This window comes from Bifidobacterium felsineum (assembly GCF_002802915.1).
GTDB classification, from domain to species: domain Bacteria; phylum Actinomycetota; class Actinomycetes; order Actinomycetales; family Bifidobacteriaceae; genus Bifidobacterium; species Bifidobacterium felsineum.
The window spans coordinates 32,687-57,379 of sequence record NZ_PEBJ01000002.1; the positions used below are offsets into that span (position 1 = coordinate 32,687).

A 24,693-nucleotide genomic window follows, 5' to 3' on the forward strand; every position below is an offset into this window, starting at 1 on the left:
GGGGGCGGCCCAACCCATTTGCCGTTGTGCAACTGTCGTCAGTTGGTGACACGCATGCGAATCGTGCCCTCGATGTTGCGCAGGGCATTCAGGGTATCAGAGCTCGGCTTGGTGGCCACGTCGGTAACCACATAACCAAGTTCGCCTTCCGTAGCCAGCGATTGGAAGGAAATATTGATGTTTTCCTCGCCCAGCACATGGTTGACGCGGGCCAGCACGCCAGGGAGATTATCGTGCAGGTGTGCGATGCGGCAGACACCCTTGCAGGCGCCGAGATTGATTTGCGGCAGGTTCACTGAAAGCGATGTAGAACCGTTGAACCAATAATCCTCAAGACGCTGGGAAACGAAGTGCCCGATGGACTTCTGAGCTTCCAACGTGGAGCCACCGATATGCGGGGTGAGAATCATGTTGTCTTCATCGGCAAGAGGCGTATTGAATGCGTCTCCGCTTTTCTTCGGCTCCACAGGGAAGACGTCAACTGCCGCTCCTGCAAGATGCCCGGAGTCGAGGTGCTGCTTAAGGGCATCCAGGTCGGCGACGAAGCCACGCGACAAATTGATGAAAATGGCGTCCTGCTTCATATGCTCAAACTGGTCTTCTCCGAAGAAGCCGGTATTGGACTTTCGACCATCGACGTGCAACGTCACGGCATCGGACTGCTCCAGCAGCTCGTTAAGGGTGGCGCAACGGTGAGCGTTGCCCAATGCCAACTTTTCCTCGATATCATAGAAAAGCACACGCATACCCAATGCCTCAGCCAGCACGGAAAGCTGAGATCCAATATTGCCGTAGCCGATGATGCCCAGAGTCTTACCTCGCACCTCATGGGAGCCGGCGGCTGATTTATCCCATACTCCATGTTTGATATGGTGCGTGTGCGCGGGAATGCGACGCATCAGGCAGATGATGTCGCAGATGACAAGTTCCACTACGGAACGAGTATTGGAATATGGGGCATTGAATACGGCGATGCCATGCTTGCCGGCATAGTCCAGATCGACTTGGTTGGTGCCGATGCAGAAGCATCCGACAGCGCTGAGTGTTGGACGGGCGGCCAACACACGTGCGGTGACATTGGTTTTTGAACGTACGCCGACGAGGTCGACGCCGTCCAGTGCGTCGATGAGCTCGTCTTCGTTCAAAGCGCCTTTCATGGTTTCGACTTCAAAACCATGATCGCGAAGCGATTGAGCCGCGTCCGGATGAATATTTTCCAGTAGTAATGCTTTCGGCATGCCTCTCACCTTAGATGTTTAGGGACTTTGCGTCCGATGTTGTCCGAACTATAACCAGTTTCTGCGTAGGCCTGGTCATCGCCACATACAAATCGGATGCGGCCACCAAACGGCTGGGGGCGTCATCTTCAATGCGACCGGGTTCCACAACGATCACCGCATCGAATTCAAGGCCTTTGACCGTCTGAGTGCCGCAGACGCTGATCTGCTCATCCCATTCAGGTTGATCGAGCAGACGCTGATATTCCTTGGGATCAAGCAGGCTGGACAGTCGCTTGCGCACGGCCTGGCGCACAGGAGCGATCAGCGAATCCGGGCAGATGATGGCGATGCGGCCTGTACCGTCCGCCGATACGAAATGATTGGCCAGCTTCGCCGCTTGATTGGCGACAGCCCGCAATAGGGAATCCGTATCATCAACAATGTGGCGGGACACCGAATCGGGCAAGTCCCGCACGGCGTGGACGGTGGAAATGTACAGGCCTTCATTCTGGGCGAACCGGGATGCGAGATCGGAAACAGCCTGCGGATTGCGGTAGTTGATCGTCAACTCATTCAGATCCCAGTGGTCTGCCCCGAACAGTCGGTTCATCGTCTTCTCCCAGCGGCGGGTGCCTCCCAGGGCCGAGGTCTGCGCCACGTCTCCGACGATGGTGAATGAACGGGAGGGGCAGCGGCGCATCAGCATGCGCCAATCCATGGCGGTGAGTTCCTGCGCCTCATCGACCACGATGTGCCCGTATGTCCATTCGCGGTCGGCTGCCGCTCGTTGCGAAGTGAGTTCCGCGTCGCTGCCGTTCATCTGGTCGAGCAGCATCTGACTGGAGACGATGCCTTGACCGAGGCCGGTTGCCGCCAACGTGTCTTTGGCATACTGCTCCTCGGCGGCACGACGCGCATCCGCGGCGGATTTCCTGGCGACGACCTTGGGGTCGGGGCCGAGCAGTTCCATGGCCTCGTCGAGTAGGGGGATGTCGGATTGAGTCAGTGGAGAGCCCTTAGGGCGGGCCAGTGCCTGAATGTCATCGTCGCTCAGCCATCCGCCCAGTGACTTCAAGCGTTCCGGGTGCGCGAACAGCTGATCGATCAGCCATGGACCGGTCATCGGCAACCAGCACAGGTTGAGCGTCTTGCGTACCGTGTCGTTCATGCGCAGCAACTGCAAGGCGCGATTGAGCTCGGCCTGGTCCGGAGTGTAATCGAGTTGTTCGGCGTACCGATTCTGCATGCTGGTGAGCATCGAACGGATAAAGGTTTCACGGGCCTTGTTGTGCGCCTGACGTGTGCGCTTGGCATCGGTTTGCGCCTGTTCGATATCCACGGCGAGCATTGGCACCGGAATGCCGCTGATGGTGACTGTCGGCAGATTGGCGGGAACGCGAATGCGTGCGGCGATGGCGTTGGCCACCACTTGAGCCATACGGCGGTCTCCCTTGAGCTTGGCCGCGTATGGGGTATCGACCGCAGTGGCGTTGATGCCGGGGATGAGGTCACTGATGGTGCGGGACACCACGCCGGTCTCACCAAGCGAGGGGAGCACCTGATCGATGTAATGGAGGAACGCGGAGCTTGGGCCGACCACCAGTACGCCGGAGCGCTCCAATGTGCGTCGATGCGTATACAGCAGATATGCGGCTCGGTGGAGTGCCACCGCGGTTTTACCGGTGCCCGGGCCACCCTGCACCACCACGGCGCGGTTCAGCGCGGAGCGGATGATGCGATCCTGTTCGGCCTGGATCGTGGCGACGATGTCGGTCATTTTGCCAGTTCGGCGTGAGCTTAGCGAGGCCAGCAGCGCGCCTTCGCCGGTAAGGGTTCCCGCTGATGAGGCTTCGCCTACCTGATTGGAATGCACATCCAGCACCTCGTCTTCGACACCCACGACATTGCGGAAGCTCAAGGTGATGTGTCGGCGCATCACGATGTCGCCATGATTCGAAGGTGTCGCCTCGTAGAAGGGGCGTGCCGCCTCGGCTCGCCAATCGGTCAGTATCGGCTCGTGATCGGTGCTGGACAATCCGATGCGGCCGATGTAGTGGCGTGTGCCATTTTTGGCGTCGAGCCTGCCGAACACCAGTCGGTCTTCAACGCTGCGCAACTGGGTGAGTCGGTCCTCATACATCGTGGCAAAGGAGTCTCGTTCGGTGCGTTGCGTGGGGGAGCCGTGAGAACCTGCTGCCCGCACGGTGTCCAGACGTTGCCACATTTCGGCGCGTAGGTCATCGAGACGGCCGTAGGCTCGGTCGACGGCCTGCTGCTCCTCGTGCAGTTGTGAGGCATAACTCGACATGCTTTTCTTCGTTTCCATTTCTTCGAGGTCAACACTTTAAGGCACTCAAATTTACCGCACGCCCCCTACCGGGCAGGTGAATGAGACGGATGTGCGGGTGAACTTCGCGTGAATTCGACAAACCGGGGTGGTACCGACACGCACGAAGTCAGGAAAAGTTCCTAAAACGGTGCACAAATTGTGCATGAGTGGGGAAAAATGGGGATTGGTGGGGTAAAGTGGTGAGCCAGTTGGTCGGAGTGTATCCAAATGCGTGCAAAAGGAGGTGGAATCATGGCTGATGGGCAGGCTGCAAACGATGCGCAGACACCTATGCCTGCTTCCACCGGGATCGCCGACCTGCTTACAGGCCTGCCTCCGCTGCTGCTTGGAACATACACTCCGAAGATCGATGCCAAAGGCCGTGTGGCGCTTCCGGCGAAATTCCGTTCCCAACTTGGAGCCGGCTTGGTGATGGCTCGTGGTCAGGAGCGTTGCGTATATCTCCTGCCGTTCGATGAATTCCGTCGCATCGCCGCTCAGATCCAGCGCACATCCGTGGGCAATAAGGCCGCTCGCGAATATCTTCGTGTCTTCCTCTCCGGTGCCGTGGATCAGGAACCCGACAAACAAGGACGAGTGGTTGTGCCGCAAATGCTGCGCGACTACGCCAACCTGGGCTCGGACATCGTGGTGATTGGCGTAGGCACACGAGCCGAGATCTGGAACAAGGATGCATGGGAGTCCTACCTTGCCCAGAAGGAAGAGGATTATTCCGATATCGCCGATGATGTACTGCCGGAGGTTGAATTCTGATGACTGATCTGACCACTATTCACCAGCCGGTGCTGCTTCAGGATTGCGTGGACCTTATGGCTCCCGCACTCGACCATGAAGGTGCCATCGCCGTGGACTGCACACTGGGCATCGCCGGCCACTCCACCGCCTTCCTGAAATCATCGCCGAAGGCGAGGCTTATCGGCATCGACCGCGACAGCGAGGCCCTGGCTCTGGCCACCAAGCGCATGGAGCAGGAGGGGTTGGCCGACCGGTTCACTCCGGTACATGCGGCCTTCGACGAGCTTGAGCGCGTTCTCGAAGATCAGGGAGTGGAGCGAGTGGACGCCGTATTCATGGATTTGGGTCTTTCCAGCCTGCAGATCGATGAGACCGATCGCGGCTTCTCCTACTCCCATGACGCGCCGTTGGATATGCGCATGGACGTAAGCCAGGAGTTGACTGCACAGCGCATCCTCGCCACATATGATGCTCCGCAATTGGTCCGCATCTTCAGGGAATACGGCGAGGAACGTTTTGCCAGGCAAATCGCGCGTGCCATCGTCATGGATAGGGAAAAGGAACCGTTGACCACCACAGGGCAGCTCAATGCGCTGGTTGAACGCGTGGTTCCCAAAGCGCATCGCCCGGCAGGCAACCCCGCCAAGCGTGTATTCCAGGCGCTGCGCATCGAAGTCAACGGGGAACTGGCCAAACTCGCTTCCACATTGCCGCAGGCCGCGAACCATCTGAACGTCGGTGGGCGTTTGGTGGTGGAGTCCTACCATTCGTTGGAAGACAAGACCAGCAAGACGTTCATGGCCAATGGCTTGAAAATCGATGCACCTGCCGATTTGCCGATTATTCCGCCGGATGCGCAGCCGTTTTTCAGAGAGCTCACCCGCGGCGCGGTCAAGGCCGATGAAGAGGAGATTACATCCAATCCCAGGTCGGCATCGGTCAGATTGCGCGCGGTCGAGCTGACCAGACCCATCCCGAACCGGTGGCGCAGCCGTTTCGAGCACATGGCGCAGGATCCAACCGGCGCCGACGATGCCAAACAGCATCACATCAAACGTAACAACACCAATCGCAACAACTCGAGGAGACACTGAATATGGCGGCAACGGCACGTAGCATTCGATCCGGTTCAGTTCCGGCATCGCAGCGTCCTCAAGCCAAGCCCCAGGCGACTTCCCGACCGCAACTGCGACTGATTTCCAATCCGCATGGCGCCGATAAGAACAACGTATTCGGCAAGGTCCTCGAATGGACCCGGACCCGAACCGCACCCATGGTGCATGTGGTCATAGCCGTGGTATTCCTGGTCGCCACGCTGCTCGGCGCGCTGATGCTGCGAACGCAGATGGTGCAGAATTCCTTCGAAGCGGCGGAAGTCAAGCAGCATATCAATGTGTTGACACAGGACATCGAAGATGATCAGGCCAAGCTTGACCAACTAGTCGCGTCCCTGCCTGACAAGGCAAGCGAGATGGGCATGGTTTCCAAGGGTGGCACGGCCACAATCGATCTTCAGGGATATCAGCAGCCGAAGGACTCGGAAGGCGGAACACAGTGAAGACCATTGCGCGGATACTGAAGTTCGCCAAAATGAAGACATTCGCATTCAAATGCATCGCCATCGGCGCCGCGTTGGCTCTGGTGGCTTCGCTGTGCGTGGCCCAACTCGCATCCATCCAGCTCATTGACGGTCGTCAAATGGCTCAGGCGGCCACGGCTTCCCGAACCTCCCGTGTGACGCTCAGCGCCAAGCGCGGCCGCATCCTTGACTCCAACGGCACCGTGCTGGCTCAAAGCGTGGAACGCTACACCATCGTGGCCAATCCCGAGGCTGCGCAGGAATTCACTCCAATCACCTGCAACAAGAACAATCAGGATTACTGCCACCAAATCGACGGCAAGCCTGTGGGCGTCACCGGTGCTGCGGCAGTAGGGCGTCTGCTATCCAAGGAATTGGGCATCAGCGCCATGGAACTTGGAGCGGATCTGTCCATTAGCGGACAGTATGTGGTACTGAAGAAGGACGTGACCCCCCAAGTCAAGCGCAGCATCGATGATTTGAATCTCGGTGGCATAGTCTGGGGTGAACTCAGCAGTGAGCGCATCTATTCCGATGGCGATTTGATGGGATCGTTGCTCGGTGGTGTGAACGATGACGGCACTGGCGTCGCCGGCATCGAACAGATGGAGAACAAGGTGCTCACCGGCACTGATGGGCATCAGACCTACCAGCGCGGCAACTACGGGGGTGAGGAAATCCCGGGTACGATGACCGAGTCCGTGGCCGCAAAGGATGGTTCCGATGTGAACCTCACGATTAATCGAGATGTGCAGTGGTACGTCAAGAAAATCCTGAAAGAAGCCAAATCCTCCTATGGCGCCGCCTGGGCGATTGGTGTGGTACAGAACGTGCAGAACGGCGAAATCGTGGCTCTCGCGGACAGCGACGAAATCGACGCAGGAACGGATGCCGCCAAGATGGGGGCGTCCCGCGCTGTTTCGGAGACATTCGAACCAGGCTCGATCGGTAAAGTGATTTCAGCATCCGGCTATTTGCAGACCGGCGTGCACAAAATGACCGATCGGTTCACCGTGCCGAATTCCGTGACCGAAAATGGTCAGACCTTCAAAGATGCGTTTTCCCACGGTGATGAGCATTGGACCCTTGCCGGTATTCTGCAGCAATCATCGAATAACGGTATGGTGATTGCCGGCAAGAATTACACCGATGACCAGCGCTATGAATTCCTTACGAAGTTTGGAATCGGTCAGTCCACCGGTCTCGATCTGCCAGGTGAGTCCAATGGCGTGTTGACGAATCCTTCATCGTGGGATTTGCGCACCCGTAACACGGTGCTATTCGGCCAGGGCTACACCGTGAATGCACTGCAGCTGACCAATGTGGTGGCGACTCTCGCTAACAAAGGCGTGCGTCAGCAGCAGTCAATTGTCAAATCAACCACGAATGCCGACGGTAAGACCATTGAGGTGAAGCATGGTGATGCTACACGCGTCGTCGACGAACAGGTGGCCGCGGATGTGATCAATGCGATGGAGTCTGTAGCTGAGAACTATAGCAAGTTCGTCAAGGTCGATGGATACCGTATGGCGGCCAAATCCGGTACGGCGGAAGTGGCGGGTGCCAATGGTTCCCTAAGCTCTATCATTTCCGATTACTCCGTGGTGATTCCGGCCGATAACCCACGGTTTGTGGTCACGGTGGTGATGAAGGACCCGCAGGGCTCCTATGGTGGCCTTACGGCGGGCCCGGTCTCCGCCCAGATTTGTGAGTTCCTTATGCAGAAATACGAGGTGCCCGTATCGAGCCCACGTACAGATGCTATCCCAGTCACTTGGTGATATGAGATGACGGTGACTATGGAAGAAAGGCGTTAGCCCATGAGCGCGGTGAGCGAAGCCATATCCCAGCGCATGACGTTGGGGATGCTGGCCGAAAAGTATGGTTTTGACATTGTTCCCGAATTCGCGTCCAATGTCACCATCACTGCATTGAGCGATTCCCTCGACAGTGTGGGGCCGGGGTCGCTATTCGTATGCGGCAGCCGTATATCCGAACTGGCGCATGCCACGCAGGCTGGAGCCTATGCGGCCCTGCTGCCGCGCACATTCCAGCATCAATGTCCGCAGGCCGATATTCCTCTGGTCTTCGGCGAACTGAACGACCATGTGCTGGGTGACATGGCGGTGACGCTAGCCGGCTCCCCAACCAATGCCATGGCGGTATTCGCCGTGACGGGCGGCGACGAAGAGGAAGTCAACGCCAATGTGACACAGCTCGCGGATTTCCTGCACATGCTCGGCAATCCGGTAGCGGTGATCAGCGCGGCCGGTTCGACATCGATGACCCGTGCGCTGAATCTTACCTATCCGTTGGGTGTACTCGATATGCAACGTACGTTGGCCGTATGCGCGGAGGACGGTGTAGCCGCGGTGATCATCGCGCTTGATGCCGCAACGGTGGGCAACCATGCGCTGGAATCGGTGAATGTCGATGTGCTGGGTGTTGAGCATGCCATGCCGGATCAGGACGTTTCCACGTTGAAAACCCGGTATGCATTCGTGTCCGATCGTGATCTTGCGCTTACCACCACCACAAGGGAATCAGACAATCTCGCCGAAGAATCACCGGTGGGTTACGACCGGATTCGCGCCGGCCATATGTCGTTGGCCATCGCCATGGTTCTGGCCGCGGGAGTCCGTAAGAACAATGTGCGCAGCGCGTTGCGCGTGGCCAATAATCTGAGTTGATCATCCGCGATACCAAGCCAATCGCACGGATAATAAGGAGTAGGAAAAAATGGTTCCAATGAGCGCTCAGGAAATCGCTCAGGCCGTCGAGGGACGTCTGATTGCAGGCGGCGATCCGAATGCGCAGGCCACTAGCGCGGTCAGCGATTCGCGGCAGGCGGGCGTGGGCTCGGTGTTCGTGGCCATCAAAGGCGAACGCGTGGATGGTCACGATTTCGTAGCCAAGGTAGGTGAGCAGGGTGCAGTCGCCGCCATTGTGGACCATGAAGTACCTGCCGAAGGACTGGCCCAGATTGTGGTGAACGATACGGTCGAGGCACTCGGCAAGCTCGCCAAGCACAACATCGAACGCCGTCGTGAATTGCCCGGCGACTTCGACATTATCGGTTTGACCGGTTCCGTAGGCAAAACCACCACCAAGGATTTGCTGTCTGCGCTGATGTCGACGCTTGGCCCGACGGTCGCACCCATCGGCTCATTCAACAATGAGATCGGTCTGCCGCTCACCGCGCTGAAGATTGATGCCGGAACACGATTCTTCGTGGCGGAGATGGGCGCGAACCATTTGGGCGAGATCGCACGTTTGACGCGTATCGCCCCGCCGAATACTGCAATAGTGTTGAAGGTCGGCGTGGCACATCTGGGAGAGTTCGGCTCGCGTGAACGTATCGCGCAGGCCAAGAGCGAAATCGTCATGGGTCTGCTGCCAGACGGTGTCGCCGTGCTGAATGGTGACGACGATCATGTGGCGCCGATGGCCTCCCTCGCCCCGGCCGATGTACTGTGGTTCGGCAAGGAAAGCAACCATGAGCATCAGGTAACTGCCACTGACATTACCGCCGACAATGCCGACCATGCCGAGTTCACACTCAATGCGGATGACGGTTCGAGCGTGCGGGTGCATCTGGGCATTCCCGGATTGCACAATGTGATGAATGCGCTTGCAGCCGCCACGGTCGCGTTGCGCTACGGCATGGCTCTGCCGGATATCGCTCAGGTATTGGCCGCACAACACACTATCAGCCCGCATCGCATGGCATTGTCTCGTGTGGAACGTGGATCGGTGAGCTTCACCCTGATCGACGATTCCTTCAACGCCAACCCTGATTCCATGAAGGCGGGCCTGGAAGGACTCAAGGCATGGGAGCCCCAGGACGGTGGCAAGCCGTTCCGCGTGGCACTGCTTGGAGCCATGCTGGAATTGGGCGCAAGTGAAGACGAATTGCACGCCCAGGTGGGCCGTTTCGCCGCCGAACTTGGGCTGGATGCGATTATCGCGGTCGGTTCCGACACCGATACGCATTTGCATGACCTGGCTCGGTCTCTGGCCGATGGCGCTGCAAGCGTGACCGGGGTGTCGGTAGACTGTGTGGAGAACATCGATCGTGCCGAGCAGCTGGTGCTCGGTATGGCCGCCGGCCATACCGATACCGTGGTGTTGCTCAAAGGCTCTCATGCTTCAGGCTTGAGCGCACTGGCGGAACGCTGGTCGAAGAACTAGGCGTCGATAACTCATAAAGAGGAGAAGAACCACCCGTGATTGCTCTGATTATTGGAATGTTGGTGTCGCTGATCGTCACCATGGTGGGCACCCCGATGCTGATTCGTCTGGTGCACAAACTGCATTACGGCCAATACATCCGTCAGGATGGGCCGAAATCCCACTTGGTGAAGCGCGGCACCCCTACCCTGGGCGGTGTGGTCATCAACATCGCCATCCTGCTGGGCTGGTGCTCGTCCGCACTGTATCGGTACCTGCACTCGGGAGATGTGCCATCCTGGTCGGCGGTATTGGTGCTGTTCGCCATGCTGTCGATGGGTGCACTCGGATTCATCGACGACTTTGCCAAAGTGCGTAAGAAGCAGAACGAGGGCCTTACCGTCGGCGGCAAATTCATCGGTCAATTCATCTTCGCGACCATCTACGCGGTGCTTGCCCTGATTATTCCGACCAAAACCGGTTTCCCCAGCGCGCAGGCTGGCATCAGCTTCATTGAAAAACCTTTCTTCAGCTTCGATTTCGCCGGCCGTGCGGTGGCCATCATCCTGTTCGTCATCTGGGTGAACTTCCTGATGACCGCATGGACCAATGCCGTGAATCTCACCGATGGACTGGATGGCTTGGCTGCAGGCTCATCCATGATTTCCTTCACCGGTTTCGGCGTCATCGCGTTTTGGGAAAGTTACCACATCAAGGGCGGTGGACATCAAGGCTACTCCTATGCGGTATCCGATCCGCTTGATTTGACGATTATCGCCATCTGCGCGGCTGTGGCATGCTTCGGATTCCTGTGGTACAACTCGAATCCCGCATCCATCTTCATGGGAGATACCGGTTCCCTGGCCTTGGGCGGTCTGTTCGCAGCGCTCTCCATCGCCACGCACACCGAGTTCCTGGCCGTTATTCTCGGCGGACTGTACGTTATGGAAGCCATGAGCGATGTGATTCAAGTGGGCTATTTCAAGATGACCCACAAGCGTGTGTTCAAGATGGCACCGATACACCATCATTTCGAACTTCTCGGTTGGACCGAAACCAAGGTGGTGGTTCGTTTCTGGATGATCGAACTGATCTTTGTGCTGCTGGCCCTTACCATCTTCTACGGTGACTGGGTCGCCAGGTCCGGTCTGCTCTTCAGCTGACGGAAACCTAAGCGTCCTACTCTCGCCTCTGGGATTGTTCTATCAGGAGGAATAATGCAAGTAGCGAATACAACAGTGGTAATTGCCGGACTCGGCGTGTCCGGCACCTCTCTGGCGGAAGTGCTCAAGGAACGCGGTGCCCATGTAATCGGCGTGGATGAGCACAAACCAGAGGCCGATCTCCATTCCTTCGACCAGATCGATTGGGATCAGGTCGACTACGTGATGTCCTCGCCGGTGTTCAATCCGCGCACCCCGTTTATCCTCGAAGCACAGCGCCGTGGCATTCCGGTGATGAGCGAAGTCGAATTCGCCTGGCGTCTACGTGCAGATAATGAGCGCACGGGCAAGCCCGCACCTTGGATTGGCATCACTGGCACCAATGGCAAGACCTCCACAACCGAAATGACTTCGGAGATGCTGAACGCCTGCGGCATGGATGCACCCACGGCAGGCAACATCGCTTCCGGCGACATGTCGATGAGCCTGTCGCGATGCGCCACCAATCCCAAGCATGACGCGTTGTGCGTGGAGCTGAGCTCCTTCCAGCTGCATTTCACCGATTCGTTGGAACTGGATTGCGCCGCGATCACCAATATCGCCGACGATCATCTGGACTGGCATGGCGGGCGTGAGAATTATGCCGCCGATAAATCCAAAGTGTTCCATAATGCCAAACGCGTCATCGTCTACAATGCCCAGGACGCCACGGTCACCGCTTTGGCACAGGCCGCGCAGACCGCACCTGGATGCCGTAAAGTCGGCTTTACGCTTGAAGCTCCACAGGCCGGCCAAATCGGTATTGACAACGGTTGGATTGTGGATCGCAGCGGAGTCGCGGGAGGGGCTGAAGGCGAACCGGTCAAGCTCTCCGCCATCGCGGACTTCACACATCTGACCGAGCCTGACGGTACCCTGTATCCACATCTGGTGGCTGACGCCCTGACGGCACTCGCCTTGGTACTGGGTCTTGGCGCCGATTGCGAAACTGCGCTCAAGACATTGAAGTCATTCAAGCCAGGTGGTCACCGCATCGAAACCGTCGCCGAAGCCAAGGTGGATGGCGGCTCCATTCGTTTCGTCGATGATTCCAAGGCCACCAATGGGCATGCCGCCAACGCCTCGCTTTCCAGCTTCCCCGCGAAGTCCGTGGTATGGATCGCCGGTGGGCTCGCCAAGGGCAGTCGATTCGAACGACTGATTAGCGATCAGGCGAAGACCATCAAGGCCGCCGTGATCATCGGCAAAGACCAAACCCCGATGCGTGAGGCGTTCGCAAGCCAGGCTCCGGATATTCCCATCACCTTCATAGAGCCCGAGGATAACGCGACGGTCATGACACGTGCCGTTGACGCGTGCGGCGAATACGCCAGTGCCGGTGATGTGGTGCTTATGGCGCCCGCCTGCGCATCCATGGACCAATTCAAGTCATACGCTGATCGCGGCAACCAGTTCGCTCAAGCCGCGAAGACCTGGAGCGAGGTGCATGGCCTCCACTGACCCCATGATGAGACGGACCCGCATTTCCGCTGGTAAACCCGCCTTAGTGGTTAACGACTACACGGGCTGGCGTAGCCTGCTGAACCCTGTATGGTGCTACCACGGTTTCCGCATGGCGGTTGTGGGGCTGACCTGTTTCGGTGTGATTATGGTGTTTTCCAGCTCCACGGTATCGATGGCATCGCAGGGCAGATCCCCGTTTATTCGCTTGCTGACCCAGAGCATGTTCTGCTTGTTGGGTCTGATTATTGGTGCTGTGGCCATGATGATTCCGGCGCGGGCATGGAAACGCTTGTGCGGACCGCTGATGATTGCCTCCATATTGGTGCAAGCGCTCACCTTCACGCCATTGGGCATTGATGTATACGGTAACAGGGGATGGCTGGACTTGAAAGTCGCTACGATCCAGCCGGCCGAATTCATGAAATTCGCTGTGTGCATCTGGCTGCCTGGCGCTCTGTACGTGTGCAAAAAAAGATACATGAAAGAGGGACTCAAGGCTTATACCAAGCCTCTGCTGATCTATGGATCAGGATTGGCGACCGTCATCGGCGGTAAGGATCTCGGCACCGGAATGATTCTGCTGTTCATCGGTTTCGTATCGTTCCTGGTTGCCGGATTCCCCGGTAAATGGATGGGCGTGGGCATGGCCGCCGCTGTCATCATGGTTGCGGTGCTGGCCATCTCCAGTCCCAACCGAATGCGCCGAATCCTGGCGACCTATGGCGATTGTTCCGCTGCGGACGCACAAACCGTCTGCTATCAGTCCATGCACGCCAAATATGCGATAGCCTCCGGAGGATTCCTCGGTGTAGGCATCGGTAATTCTCGTGAGAAATGGAACTACCTGCCTGCCGCCCATAACGACTTCATCTTCGCCATCATCGGGGAGGAAACCGGATTCGTGGGGTGCCTTATCGTCATCGTGTTCTTCGCGATTCTCGCCTGGTGCATGATCGCGGTGGCATTGCAGGTCACCGACCGGTATGTCGCCATGGTGCTGATGTGCGTGACCATGTGGCTCGTAGGACAAGCCATGGTGAATATCGGCGTGGTGGTTGGTGTCTTCCCGGTATTGGGTGTGCCGATGCCATTCGTTTCCGCCGGTGGTTCTTCCATGGTGATGTGTCTTGTCGCAGCAGGCCTTGTCGTGGGTCTGATGCGATGCCAGCCTCAGATCAAGCAATCACGACAGAATGTGTAGAGTACACTCAGTAATCATGACTCAAGGAACACCTCATATCGTTCTGTCCGGCGGTGGCACGGCCGGACATGTCAATCCGCTGTTAGCGGTTGCGGATGCCATTCGCGATATCGAACCCGATGCCCGGATCAGCGTCATCGGCACCGCCGTGGGACTGGAAAAGAACCTGGTTCCCAACGCCGGCTATGAGCTCGATACCATCGAAAAAGTGCCATTCCCGCGTCGGCCCAATCTGTACATGCTGAAATTCCCATTCAAATGGAAGCGTGAGACCGCGAAGGTACGAAGCATTCTTGAAACCCGCCATGCCGATGTGGTGGCCGGTTTCGGCGGATACACCTCCGCTCCCGTGTACGCCACCGCTCATAGCATGGGCATCCCCATTGCCATGCATGAGCAGAACGCGCGTGCCGGCATGGCCAACAAGCTGGGCGCACGTTGGGCCGATTTCATCGGCACGGTATACGAGAACACCGGTCTGAAACCTGGACCCAACACACGTATCCAGCGCGTGGGACTGCCGCTTCGCCCGGCTATCGCCGCACTGGCTGAACGCTTTGAACAGGACAGGCAAGCCGTGCGCCGTGAAGCGGCACAACGGTTGGGAGTCGATCCGAACCGGCCGCTGGTGCTGGTCACCGGAGGTTCTCTTGGCGCGCAAAGCCTTAACCGTGCTATCGCATCTTCGGCGGCTGATTTGTTGGCTCATGCTCAGATCATTCACCTCACCGGCAAAGGGAAAATCGAGGAGGTGCGTGACCTGGTCTCCAAGTCCGCAAGCTCACAGGTGCTTGCCGAACTGGGGGAGAATGCTGCGGGAACGGGCGATTACCATGTGGCCGAATACCTCGAACGCATCGATCTTGCTTTCGCCTGCGCTGATCTGGTGATCTGCCGTGCCGGGGCTGGATCGGTATCCGAGCTGGCGGCACTGGGCCTGCCGGCCATCTACGTGCCACTTCCCATCGGCAACGGTGAACAACGTTTCAATGCGGAGCCCGTCGTTCAGGCCGGAGGTGGCATTTTGGTCGCCGACAAGGATATGACTCCCGCATGGGTGCATGATCACGTGCCGCAGTTGCTGGCCGATCACGATAAGCTCGCGGAGTTCGGCAACAAGGCATGGCAGTATGGTATCCGAGACGCGGCTGCCGTGATGGCCAAAGAGGTTTTGGCACTAGCCCGCAGCGGGCAAACGCGCTGAATACTTCGCAGGGGCAAGAAACTCACGGAACGCAACACAAGGCAAACGGACATGACCACATACCATTTGCCGTATTTCATTTGTTGGTGCGGTATCGGACGGCATAGTATGTGGTCAGGAAAATCCTGTAAAGGAGCGTCAATTGTCTCAAGAACAATCCATTGTGCTTGATCCCACCCATGCCGCGTTTGATGCGCAGGCGACTCCGACCGATCTTGGTCCCACGCATTTCATCGGCATCGGCGGTGCGGGAATGAGTGTGTTGGCTGAGATGCTGCATGCGCAAGGTGTGAGCGTCGACGGTTCGGATCGTGAACGCAGCGCCAAAACGGACCGACTTGAAACACTCGGTATCACTGTCGAGTTCGGCCAGAAAGCCGAGAACGTGGCCAATGCCTCCACCGTGGTCTATTCCAGTGCCATCAAGCCGGATAATCCGGAAATCGTCGCTGCACATGCCGCCGGCGAGTATATTGTGCATCGCAGCGATATTTTGGCTCTGCTGATGAACGGCAAACAGACCGTCACCGTGGCAGGCGCCCATGGCAAGACCACCACCAGTTCCATGCTGGCTCACATTCTGGTGCAGGTGGGGGCCGATCCCAGTTACGCCATCGGTGGCTCGATTCAGGGCCAGGATGGCACCACTTTGGATGGTGGCCATGCCGGAGCCGGTTCTGCATTGGTGGCCGAAGCTGATGAATCGGATGGTAGCTTTGCCAAATACCATCCCACCATTGCCATCATCACCAATGCCGAAGCCGACCATCTCGATCATTACGGCGATGAGGCGCATTACCGGGCCGCTTTCGTCAATCACGCCGAGCATGCCACCGGGCATGTGATCATCTGCGCCGATGATGCGGATGCGCTTGCCGTATTCGAGGCGCTCCCCGATGCGGTGAAGGCACATACCATCGTGTACGGCACAACGCCAAAGGACCAGCTGCCCGATTTGGATGGTGCATCTCTGGTCGCCATCTCTTCCGAAAGCGAGACGGCGGGAAGCGGCACGGAACAGCTGACGTTGGAACTACCCGGTGCCGTCACCGGCGGCGAAACCATCTGCCAAAGCGTCACGTTGAAGGTCCCCGGCATCCATAATGCGCGCAATGCGGCCGCGGCCATCACTGCTGCAGTGCTGTTGGGCGTCAAGCCTGCCGACGCCGCACAGGCTGCGGGCAGCTTCCTCGGAGCCGCACGTCGATTCCAGGTGCGCGGTACGGTCAAACAGGTCACCGTAGTGGACGATTACGCGCATCATCCCACTGAAATCGCGGCCCTATTGGATGCCGCCCGTCGCCGTTACCCGGATTCCGTGATTCGCGTGCTGTTCCAGCCGCACTTGTTCTCTCGCACCAAGTTCTTTGCACGCGAGTTCGCAGAAGCACTGGCCAAAGCCGATGATGTGATTGTTACCGGTATTTTCCCGGCTCGCGAAAAGCAGGCGGATTTTCCGGACGTCGGTCCCGACACCATCGTGGATGCGGCTGAAGGCCTGAAGGATGATTCCGCAGGCACTTGGATTCAGTCGGTGGATGATATGTGCCTGGCGGCCAAGATGATGGCGATGCGCGCCCATCATGGTGATGTGATCTTCACCGTTGGCGCCGGTGACATCACCGATATGGATCAGGTGTTGCTGACCGCGCTGGAGGCCCATCGGGAGAGCTGCGAGTAATGGCCGGCCGCACGGTCAGTTCGTCCGGCTCCTCGGGTTCCTCGGGAGGCAAACGCAAAGCACGTGTCGTTGAATCCCATCAGGCGGATGCGTCCGGACACCCGCGCAAGCGGCGTGCTGTGGCGTCAAAGCCGGAATCCGTTTACCCTCTGGAACAGGATGTTACGGTTGCCAAAGGCAAAGCCGGCGCATTCGTCGATGCGCGTGCGTTGCATAGTGAGGACTATGTCGCCGAGACGTTGCGCCAGACCACGAGTTCGCTGGGTGTAGCCTCCCGGCCGAAAGTGGTAGACTTCACCGCCCGGGCCAAGGAGCGCAGAAAAGCGAGTGCTCGCGTCATCGCCATACGCGCGGCAGTGGCTGCGATTGCGGTGTTGCTGATATCCGCATTGACCTGGCTGCTGCTGTTTTCCTCAGTGTTCCGTCTGGAATCAAAGGCCATCAGCGTTTCTGGTGCAAACGAATGGGTGAGCACAGCCACCATTCGTGCGATAGCGGATAAACAATCGGGAAAGTCACTGTTCCTGGTGTCATCCAGTGACGTGGAACAGCAGTTGAAATCCATCCCCGGCGTAAGCGAAGCCAAGGTATCCAAACATTTCCCTAAATCGATGAGCGTCGTCATCAGATCGCAGAAGCCGACTGCCATGCTCAAAAGCGGCGACACATTGACCGCTGTGGATGATCAGGCGCGCGTGCTCAATTCGGTGAAGAACGCCGACGTTGACGGCATTCCGGTGATTGAAGTCAAGGATGTCGAAACCAGTTTGAAGAACCGTTCCATCAAAGGGGCGTTGACCATTCTCGGAGCGCTGCCGGAATCGATGCGCAAACAGATCACCAAAGTGACCGTTGCGACGCAGGATTCGGTGACCACCACGCTGAATGACGGCGAACATGTGGTGGTATGGGGGGATTCCTCGCAACTGAAGCTCAAGATGGCTGAAGTCGACAAGATTCTGAACGATCCCAATGTGATTGGCAACTACAAGCAGGTTGATGTTTCAGCGCCCAGCAGACCGATTCTGAAGTGAGTCCCTATGCGCACTGCTGACTGATTGGGCGTTGGGCAAAATGTGGGCAATGGATACGACAAAGGCCGCATAATCCAATGATTATGCGGCCTTTGAGTAGTGGAGGCGCGGGGAATTGAACCCCGGTCCGATGACCGAGCCCGCAGTCTTCTACGTGCGTAGTCTGCTGGCCGTGCGGCGGTTTTTCTGCCCCCATCTGTGTCGCAGACAACCGATGGCGAGCATATCCGCAGTTAAAGTCCCGATGCAGCCCTGAGGCTCAACTGCATCAGCAAGTCTTCTTAACGACGCTCAGCATCCTCCCAAAGACGAGGAGGAGTGAACGGAGCGGCTGCTCACTGGTTAATCCTGGCGCGAAGCTCAGGCAGCGAGAGCGAACTCAGTGCGGTTAGATTTAGCACTTATTCTTTTGTCGGGGTCATCCACGAGTGGACCCGACGTTCTCGGCACGCTTCCCTGCAGCGAACAGGTCACCGTCGAAACCGATCGCCCCCAATATTGAGTTATCAAACCCTTCCAGCTTTTCGGCCGGACTTTTCAATATATCCTTTCCTTGAGCGGAATGCAAATCAATCTCGTAAATCAGCTTACGGAGATAGGAAAGGCAATAGATTCATGCCGTTTGCAGGGCATGGAAAAGCCTGCGTGAACCGAAGGGGGAGATTCACGCAGGCTCGTCTTGAATGTTGGTGCTGGAAGCGGCTATTAGGCCTCAGCCTTCTTGCCTTCGAGCACCTTGTAGGCAAAGCCCATCACCAGCACGTACAGGCAGCCGACGGCCATCACGAGGATGCCGCCGAACTGGCCAGCGGCGTCAGCGGCCACACCCATGATCGGCGGGAAGATAGCGCCACCGATGAGGCCCATGAGCATCAGGCCGGAGATCTCGTTCTGACGGTCCGGACGGTACATGAGAGCGTGGGAGAGGAACAGGGAGAACACGTTGGAGTTACCGAAGCCGACCAGGGCGACGGCCAGCCAGAACAGCCAGACCGGCGGGTTGTCCTGCACCAGGGAGAACACGGCGAAGCAGATGGCGGACAGGGTCATGATGACACCGCAGATACGCAGGCCGACCTTGTTGGAGATCTTCTGCAGCACGATGCCGCCGGTGAAGCAGCCAATCATACGGGCGATGAAGTAGACCATGGTTGCGGTGGCGGCGATCTCGGTGAACTGGTCGCCGGTGTGCTCGGTCAGGATTCGCGGAGCCTGGGCGTTGATGCCGACGTCCACACCCACGTGGGCCACGATGCCGAGGAAGCACAGGAAGACGATGCCATCGGAGAACAGGAGCTTGAAGCAACGGCCGATGGTGGTGGTGCCGGCATCCGGGGCGGGCTCTTCGATCTTATCGAAGGCAAGCAGCACGTAGCCGATGATGCCGATGACGAAGTAGATCACGAACAGGATCCACCACATGCCGAGCTTGGTGGCACCCCAGATGGCGATGTACGGGGCGAACAGGGAAGCGAAGGCCTTGACGAACTGACCGGTGGTCAGGGTGGAGGCGAGCTTGTCGCCCTTGACGAACACGGTCAGCAGCGGGTTCAGGGAGACCTGCATCAGGGTGTTGCCGATGCCGAGGAAGGCGAAGGAGATGACGATGAGGACCAGGCGCGGAGTGCCGGAGAGCGCCACATAGGCGATGATCGGCAGGGCCATGGCCACGAGGGTCACGAGGATGGACCACAGCACGGTCTTGCGACGGCCGATCTTGTTCATCAGCATGCCGGTCGGCACGGAGAAGATCAGGAACCAGAAGAACACCATGGTGGTGAACAGGTTGGCGGTACCGTCCGCCAGTGCGAATTCACCCTTGACGTAGTTCGTCGCGGTGCCGACCAAGTCGACGAAGCCCATGACGAAGAAGGCGAACATTACCGGCAGGATCTTGGCGAATCCGGCGTTGCCGGTCTTAGTGGTTTCGTTGCTCATTATTGAATTCCCTTTTTCTTAACTGCAATGAGACAATGAATATTTCGGTTTTCAGTTATGTTTTCCGCGTCTGCAGGTACAGCTCACGCCGGGGAGGCGGTGTTTCTTGTGGAATCCCGGACGTCATTGTCCGGCATGAGCTGTACCCGAAAACGGGAGGAAAGGAGAGTGGTTTCAGCTCAGGACTGTCTGAGCTGAAACGGGATCACTTGCCGGCTTCGGCAAGGTAGTCAGGCATCTCGGTCGGGTAATCCGGCCAAGCGCCAGCCTGGGTGCAGACGAAGGCGGCGGTGTTGACGGCCTTGCGGTGAGCGTCCGTCAGGGAGTCGCCCAGCAGGGTACGTGCGGTGAAGGTGCCGGAGAAGGAATCGCCAGCGCCGACGGTATCCACGACCTCGACGTGCGGGGTGTCCAGGGTGGAGGACTCACCCTTACGGGAGATCACGGTGGAGTATGCGGAGCCTGCGGTCAGGATTACGTAGTCGAGATCGAACTCGTCGAGGAACCAGCGGCAGGCGTCCTCGCCGGAGGTGCCGCGAATGTCGAACATGTCGCGCAGAAGCAGCAGCTCTTCATCGTTGATCTTGAAGACGGTGGCGGCCTTCAGCAGCTCTTCGATGAGTTCCTTGGAGTAGTGGTCACCGCGCAGGTTGATGTCGAAGAACTTCATGGCACCCGGCTTGGTGTGCTTCAGGAGTTCCATGATGGTGGCGTGGGTCTCGGGGGAGCGCAGGGCCAGGGTGCCGAAGCAGATGGCGTCGGCCTTGGAGACCACGTCGATGAGCTGACGGGTGTACAGAATGTGATCCCAGGCGACACCCTTGACGATGGTGTACTCCGGGATGCCGTTCTTCAGGGCGACCTCAACGGTGGAGGTCGGCCATGCGTTGCGCTGGATCACGGTGTTGATGCCGGCTTCGTCGGCCTTGGCAACCAGCTCATCGCCGAGCTCGTCCTCGCCGACGGCGCTGATGGCCCAACCCTCGGCACCATTCTTCATCGCATGGTAGGCGAAGTTCACAGGGGCGCCACCGGCACGCTTGCCGCCAGGCAGCATATCCCAAAGCAGCTCACCGAGGCTCAGGACGATTGGGTTAGTCATGATGGTTCCTTTCCTTATCTTTCTTTGTTGTGCATGTTCCGTATGGAAACTTCACAGTGATGTCTTGATTCGTGGAGGAGTCAGGAGACATCGAAGAACACCGAGGGGTGTTCCAAAAATTGAGTGACCGCCACGGCCGCGGCGCCGGAAACGGCAGCGTCTGCGGACAGCGTGGACAGTGTGATGGATGTGGTGTTGTAGATTTCCGGGATGGACCGTTCCTCCACCGTGCTGAGCACCTCTTCGAGGAACATCGGTCCGGCTTCGGACACGATGTCTCCGATGATGATGTGCTTGGGATTGAAGCCGTTGAAGATGGTGACGCATCCATAGCCCACATAGCGAGCGATGCTGCGAACCATGGCGATGGCCTGTTCGTCGCCTTCCTGTGCTTTGCGGAATAAAGCACGAGCGGCGTCGGTGTGGGTCATATCTGCGGCCCCCGGGACCAGCACACCATCGTCGATAAGCATGTCGTGGATGGCGGGGGTGGAGCAATAACGCTCGAGGCAGCCGATGTTGCCACAGTCGCATGGACGTCCGTTGACGTCCACGGAGATGTGGCCGATTTCCGTGGCGGCACCAAGATAGCCGTTAATGAGACGACCGTTCTCGATAACGCCAAGGCCGACGCCTTCGCCGACAAGATAGTAGGCGAGATTGTCGCTGGTGTGGACGGCTGGGTCGAACAGGTAATGAGCCAGTGCGCCTGCACGTGCATCCTGCTCGATGAACAAGGGAACGCCGAAGGCGGAGGCGAATTCGTTAATGAAGTTGATTTTGCGCCAGCCCTGCATGCTGGAGACCACGGCGGTGCGACCTTCGTTGCGCAGGTAGGGGCCGGGTACTGCCATGCCGATGGCGACGATGGATTTGTCCTCGGCGAGAAGCTGGGTCAGCCGCTGGTGGATGACGACAACGGTATCGTCGATGGTGTTGTCGTACACCGTGGGCAGGGTTTCCAGGCTGAGCGCGTTGCCGCACAGGTCGAAAACGCCGATTTGCACCAAGGAGCGTGCGAATTTCACGCCAATGATGTGGAAGCGTGTGGTGTCCAGTTCAAGACCGATGGAGCGGCGGTTCTTGGAGCCTTCGATGTCCCCGGTCTCTTCAATCACGCCGGCTTCGATCAGTCGGGCGGTGATTTTGGTGATGGCTGCGGGGGTGAGATCCAGTGCCTTTGCGATCTGTGCGCGGGAGCTGATGCCATGATGGTACAGGTGCTGAAGAATGCGCGAACGATTGGATTCGGAAACACTGGCTTGTGAAGTAGCTTGCTTGGCTTCAAGCGCCATGGAGTCCTCCTTGTCCTGCCTCGTTGCGAGTGATCACGTCCGCTCGTCTTTGAATCTGAACTTGATTAAGATATTAACGTCGTTAATTGATTCACGCAATCAACCAAACTGGTCGGCGTGTCGTGTGGCGGTGTCACGGAAACTAATTTGTTAAGAATGTTGTCAATACTCCGGGGCACACTGATATTAGGTCATCGGTTCAAGGAGGAACGAAGGAGTGAACGAATGATGAGCGAGCAAAAGCCTGCCACATTGAGAATCGGCGTTGATGTGGGTGGTACCAAGATCGAAGCGGCTTTGATCGATGAGCTCGGCCGTGTGCTGCGCACCGAAAGAATTCCGGCTCGTCATGGCGAAGAGGCCGTGATTGACGATATCGTCGCCGTCGCGGGGCAGGTTTGCGATGGTGATTTCAACCGGGTGGCAAGTGTCGGCATAGGCACTCCCGGTCAGGTGGATTATGTTTCAGGGCATGTGGACAATATCGTCAATCTTGGGGTGACTTCGCTGGATATGGGCCCGTTGGTCGAGCAGCGCACTGGCGTGCCGGCACATGTCGAGAACGACGTTAATGCGGCGGCCCTTGGTGCAGCCGTGGTGCTGGGAGGGGGAACAAGTCTGCCTGGAGTGGTGGCGTTCCTGAACTTCGGCACCGGTCTTGCGGCGGGCCTGGTACAGGATGGTGTGCTGATGCATGGCGCAAGCGGTGCGGCGGGAGAGGTCGGGCATATTCCCGTGGAACCTCACCGTTTCAAGTGCCCATGCGGGCAATATGGCTGCCTGGAAACCGTATGCTCCGGTGCGTCCGTGGCAAGGCTTTGGCCATCCGCCAATCCTGCGATGCCCGATTTGATTCGTCGTGCCAAGAAGCGTGAGGCGAAGGCTGTGGATGTGCTGGACATGGTGGTGCGTGCCATCGGGGACACCATTCAGATCGTGGCGCAGTCCATGGATCCTTCGGTGATTATCCTGGGTGGAGGTATGGCGAAAACCGGTGATCCGCTGGTGGAGGTCATCACTGCCGAATTGCGGCGTAGGGAATCACAATGCCGATTCCTCGCATCATTGGACCTTCCGAGTCGTTTGCGACTTGCTCCGCTGAATCAGCCCGTCGGCGCGATTGGCGCCGCGGTCGCCGCGTAGGTATCGAATCCTTGGCGCGGATACGCGGGAACGGAACAGGGGTCGGCCCGCATGGGTTGTGCGGGCCGACCCCTGTTCCGTTGTTGGCCTATCGGCCGTTCATTGTCGTGGCTGCGTCTGCGTGGCCATTCGTAGTGCAGGCGCAACGCTGACGGATGTTCACTGACTCAGATAATGTACGAGCACAGCGATTGCCTCGCCTTGCACGGTGATGTCCGACCCGCATTCGCATCGGCGAATGACCGTGTGCTTGTGGAATGTCGAGGAAGTGCTGGCATCAAGATACTGCTGCGCCGCATCGATGAATGTCGCATTGACGATATCCGGCTGTCCGTACACGCAGACGTCCGCCATATCGAGAAGGCCGACCGGCATGGAGAGTGCCTGCCCGAGGTGCTGCCCGGCTCGATCGAGAATCTGTATCTTCTGCTGTTCGTCGGCGTGAATGAGCTGCTTGCGCAGCACATGGTCGGAAATCATGGTTTCCAGGCAGCCGTGCTTGCCGCATGGGCATTCGGGACCGTTGAGATCAATGGAAATATGCCCGATTTCACCTGCTGCATGCATTTCTCCCTTGACGGGAGTGTCGTTGATGAGAATCGCCGAACCGATGCCGCTTTCAATGCGCACGAAGATCATATTTCTATCGCCTTGGCCGAAGAAACGTTCGGTAAGCATCGCGGCGGTGGCGTCGTTGGTCACGGTGACATTGATGCCAAACCGTTCCTGAAGCGGTGTGGAAAGATCCATGTCATGCCAGTCGAGCCAAGTGGACCGTTTGACCACGCCGCCATCCACCACGCCGGGGGAGGCGATGCCGATGCCGATAACCGTGCCGTCGGCCATGCCCATCATTTTCTCGATGAGTTCGCCGATCATGCCCAATGTGACTCGTTCTCCGGCGCCAAGTGTGATTTCCGCGTGGCGCAACGCCTGCCCCAAGAGATTGGTGACCGCCCCGTGCAGCATGTGATCCTGCGTCAGATCAAGGCTGATGATATTCAGCCGGTCGATATCGATGCTGAGCAAGGTGCCGCGCTTGCCTTTGCCGCCGCTCGGCGCCTGACCGGTTTCGCGCAGCAATCCCTCGTCGAGCATTTGGCTGACCACGTCGGAGACCGCCACGCGGCTTAAGCCGGTGAGCCTGCCAAGGTCGGCACGTGAATACTGGTTGGTGGGGAACAGCAGAGAAAAGATCAATTGCCGATTATTGCGTCGCACGTCGGCCGGCGAAGATTTGGCCGACTGATTGTTCGAGGGCGAAGCGGCTCCAAAGAGTGACATTATTCCTCCTGTCTGGATGAACATGCGCTCCGGAGCAGCCTATGCTCGTCGCAGATGTTCTGTTGTTGTTGTGCGTTGAAGCTCATTCATC

Annotated in this window: 19 protein-coding genes and 1 other RNA gene; 13 read left to right on the forward strand and 7 right to left on the reverse strand. The window is 58.0% G+C overall.

What is annotated here, in order from left to right; genetic code table 11:
• Positions 1 to 38 precede the first annotated feature (38 nt).
• Positions 39 to 1,238, reverse strand: coding sequence for a phosphoglycerate dehydrogenase (serA, locus tag CSQ86_RS03745; protein WP_100493801.1), 1,200 nt, complete (start codon positions 1,236 to 1,238; stop codon positions 39 to 41).
• A gap of 10 nt (positions 1,239 to 1,248) precedes the next feature.
• Entirely contained in the window at positions 1,249 to 3,528 is a 2,280-nt protein-coding gene (locus tag CSQ86_RS03750) for a HelD family protein (protein WP_100493802.1), read from the reverse strand.
• 312 nt (positions 3,529 to 3,840) lie between these two features.
• Here CSQ86_RS03750 and mraZ point away from each other — a divergent pair, with 312 nt between their 5' ends.
• The 12 genes from mraZ to CSQ86_RS03810 all read left to right on the forward strand — a co-directional run bounded on the left by mraZ (position 3,841) and on the right by CSQ86_RS03810 (position 17,840).
• A complete protein-coding gene (gene mraZ / locus CSQ86_RS03755) occupies positions 3,841 to 4,323 on the forward strand; it encodes a division/cell wall cluster transcriptional repressor MraZ (RefSeq protein ID WP_100494246.1) in 483 nt (160 codons plus the stop codon).
• Entirely contained in the window at positions 4,323 to 5,399 is a 1,077-nt protein-coding gene (rsmH, locus tag CSQ86_RS03760; protein WP_100493803.1) for a 16S rRNA (cytosine(1402)-N(4))-methyltransferase RsmH, read from the forward strand. The genes mraZ and rsmH overlap by 1 nt, the downstream gene beginning before the upstream one ends.
• 2 nt (positions 5,400 to 5,401) lie before the next feature.
• Complete coding sequence (gene ftsL, locus CSQ86_RS03765; protein ID WP_100493804.1) at positions 5,402 to 5,863, forward strand: cell division protein FtsL; 462 nt, start codon at positions 5,402 to 5,404, stop codon at positions 5,861 to 5,863.
• The gene (locus tag CSQ86_RS03770) at positions 5,860 to 7,665 is read left to right on the forward strand and encodes a peptidoglycan D,D-transpeptidase FtsI family protein (RefSeq protein ID WP_100493805.1); all 1,806 of its coding nucleotides are present in this window, start codon (positions 5,860 to 5,862) and stop codon (positions 7,663 to 7,665) included. Before ftsL ends, CSQ86_RS03770 begins: the two co-directional genes overlap by 4 nt.
• A 39-nt stretch (positions 7,666 to 7,704) precedes the next feature.
• Positions 7,705 to 8,574, forward strand: coding sequence for a hypothetical protein (locus CSQ86_RS03775; protein WP_100493806.1), 870 nt, complete (start codon positions 7,705 to 7,707; stop codon positions 8,572 to 8,574).
• A 49-nt stretch (positions 8,575 to 8,623) separates the two neighbouring features.
• Entirely contained in the window at positions 8,624 to 10,075 is a 1,452-nt protein-coding gene (locus CSQ86_RS03780; protein WP_100493807.1) for a UDP-N-acetylmuramoyl-tripeptide--D-alanyl-D-alanine ligase, read from the forward strand.
• A 35-nt stretch (positions 10,076 to 10,110) separates the two neighbouring features.
• Positions 10,111 to 11,217, forward strand: coding sequence for a phospho-N-acetylmuramoyl-pentapeptide-transferase (mraY, locus tag CSQ86_RS03785; RefSeq protein ID WP_100493808.1), 1,107 nt, complete (start codon positions 10,111 to 10,113; stop codon positions 11,215 to 11,217).
• A gap of 54 nt (positions 11,218 to 11,271) precedes the next feature.
• The gene (gene murD, locus CSQ86_RS03790) at positions 11,272 to 12,717 is read left to right on the forward strand and encodes a UDP-N-acetylmuramoyl-L-alanine--D-glutamate ligase (protein ID WP_100493809.1); all 1,446 of its coding nucleotides are present in this window, start codon (positions 11,272 to 11,274) and stop codon (positions 12,715 to 12,717) included.
• On the forward strand, positions 12,704 to 13,921 hold the full coding sequence (gene ftsW, locus CSQ86_RS03795) for a putative lipid II flippase FtsW (RefSeq protein WP_100493810.1): 1,218 nt from the start codon (positions 12,704 to 12,706) through the stop codon (positions 13,919 to 13,921). The genes murD and ftsW overlap by 14 nt, the downstream gene beginning before the upstream one ends.
• Before the next feature lie 16 nt (positions 13,922 to 13,937).
• On the forward strand, positions 13,938 to 15,125 hold the full coding sequence (locus CSQ86_RS03800) for a UDP-N-acetylglucosamine--N-acetylmuramyl-(pentapeptide) pyrophosphoryl-undecaprenol N-acetylglucosamine transferase (RefSeq protein WP_100493811.1): 1,188 nt from the start codon (positions 13,938 to 13,940) through the stop codon (positions 15,123 to 15,125).
• 142 nt (positions 15,126 to 15,267) lie between these two features.
• Positions 15,268 to 16,806, forward strand: coding sequence for a UDP-N-acetylmuramate--L-alanine ligase (murC, locus tag CSQ86_RS03805; RefSeq protein WP_100493812.1), 1,539 nt, complete (start codon positions 15,268 to 15,270; stop codon positions 16,804 to 16,806).
• Positions 16,806 to 17,840, forward strand: coding sequence for a cell division protein FtsQ/DivIB (locus CSQ86_RS03810; protein ID WP_100493813.1), 1,035 nt, complete (start codon positions 16,806 to 16,808; stop codon positions 17,838 to 17,840). The genes murC and CSQ86_RS03810 overlap by 1 nt, the downstream gene beginning before the upstream one ends.
• A gap of 97 nt (positions 17,841 to 17,937) precedes the next feature.
• Here CSQ86_RS03810 and ssrA read toward each other — a convergent pair.
• The 4 genes from ssrA to CSQ86_RS03830 all read right to left on the reverse strand — a co-directional run bounded on the left by ssrA (position 17,938) and on the right by CSQ86_RS03830 (position 22,175).
• Positions 17,938 to 18,334, reverse strand: a transfer-messenger RNA (tmRNA) gene (gene ssrA, locus CSQ86_RS03815).
• Positions 18,335 to 18,545: 211 nt separating this feature from the next.
• Complete coding sequence (locus CSQ86_RS03820) at positions 18,546 to 19,778, reverse strand: MFS transporter (protein WP_100493814.1); 1,233 nt, start codon at positions 19,776 to 19,778, stop codon at positions 18,546 to 18,548.
• A 205-nt stretch (positions 19,779 to 19,983) separates the two neighbouring features.
• Positions 19,984 to 20,880, reverse strand: a complete 897-nt coding sequence (locus CSQ86_RS03825) for a carbohydrate kinase family protein (protein WP_100493815.1) — start codon at positions 20,878 to 20,880, stop codon at positions 19,984 to 19,986.
• An 80-nt stretch (positions 20,881 to 20,960) separates the two neighbouring features.
• The gene (locus CSQ86_RS03830; protein WP_100493816.1) at positions 20,961 to 22,175 is read right to left on the reverse strand and encodes an ROK family transcriptional regulator; all 1,215 of its coding nucleotides are present in this window, start codon (positions 22,173 to 22,175) and stop codon (positions 20,961 to 20,963) included.
• Between the two features lie 228 nt (positions 22,176 to 22,403).
• Between CSQ86_RS03830 and CSQ86_RS03835 the strand changes: the two genes are divergently transcribed.
• On the forward strand, positions 22,404 to 23,318 hold the full coding sequence (locus CSQ86_RS03835; protein ID WP_100494247.1) for an ROK family protein: 915 nt from the start codon (positions 22,404 to 22,406) through the stop codon (positions 23,316 to 23,318).
• A gap of 159 nt (positions 23,319 to 23,477) precedes the next feature.
• Here the strand turns inward: CSQ86_RS03835 and CSQ86_RS03840 are convergent, their stop codons facing one another.
• On the reverse strand, positions 23,478 to 24,602 hold the full coding sequence (locus tag CSQ86_RS03840; protein WP_100493817.1) for an ROK family protein: 1,125 nt from the start codon (positions 24,600 to 24,602) through the stop codon (positions 23,478 to 23,480).
• Positions 24,603 to 24,693 lie beyond the last annotated feature (91 nt).

Coding starts and splice junctions, on each gene's coding strand:
- serA (WP_100493801.1), bottom strand. CDS start 1,238: ATGCCGAAAGCATTACTACTGGAAAATATTCATCCGGACGCGGCTCAA.
- CSQ86_RS03750 (WP_100493802.1), bottom strand. CDS start 3,528: ATGTCGAGTTATGCCTCACAACTGCACGAGGAGCAGCAGGCCGTCGAC.
- mraZ (WP_100494246.1), top strand. CDS start 3,841: ATGCCTGCTTCCACCGGGATCGCCGACCTGCTTACAGGCCTGCCTCCG.
- rsmH (WP_100493803.1), top strand. CDS start 4,323: ATGACTGATCTGACCACTATTCACCAGCCGGTGCTGCTTCAGGATTGC.
- ftsL (WP_100493804.1), top strand. CDS start 5,402: ATGGCGGCAACGGCACGTAGCATTCGATCCGGTTCAGTTCCGGCATCG.
- CSQ86_RS03775 (WP_100493806.1), top strand. CDS start 7,705: ATGAGCGCGGTGAGCGAAGCCATATCCCAGCGCATGACGTTGGGGATG.
- CSQ86_RS03780 (WP_100493807.1), top strand. CDS start 8,624: ATGGTTCCAATGAGCGCTCAGGAAATCGCTCAGGCCGTCGAGGGACGT.
- murD (WP_100493809.1), top strand. CDS start 11,272: ATGCAAGTAGCGAATACAACAGTGGTAATTGCCGGACTCGGCGTGTCC.
- ftsW (WP_100493810.1), top strand. CDS start 12,704: ATGGCCTCCACTGACCCCATGATGAGACGGACCCGCATTTCCGCTGGT.
- CSQ86_RS03800 (WP_100493811.1), top strand. CDS start 13,938: ATGACTCAAGGAACACCTCATATCGTTCTGTCCGGCGGTGGCACGGCC.
- CSQ86_RS03810 (WP_100493813.1), top strand. CDS start 16,806: ATGGCCGGCCGCACGGTCAGTTCGTCCGGCTCCTCGGGTTCCTCGGGA.
- CSQ86_RS03820 (WP_100493814.1), bottom strand. CDS start 19,778: ATGAGCAACGAAACCACTAAGACCGGCAACGCCGGATTCGCCAAGATC.
- CSQ86_RS03825 (WP_100493815.1), bottom strand. CDS start 20,880: ATGACTAACCCAATCGTCCTGAGCCTCGGTGAGCTGCTTTGGGATATG.
- CSQ86_RS03830 (WP_100493816.1), bottom strand. CDS start 22,175: ATGGCGCTTGAAGCCAAGCAAGCTACTTCACAAGCCAGTGTTTCCGAA.
- CSQ86_RS03835 (WP_100494247.1), top strand. CDS start 22,404: ATGAGCGAGCAAAAGCCTGCCACATTGAGAATCGGCGTTGATGTGGGT.
- CSQ86_RS03840 (WP_100493817.1), bottom strand. CDS start 24,602: ATGTCACTCTTTGGAGCCGCTTCGCCCTCGAACAATCAGTCGGCCAAA.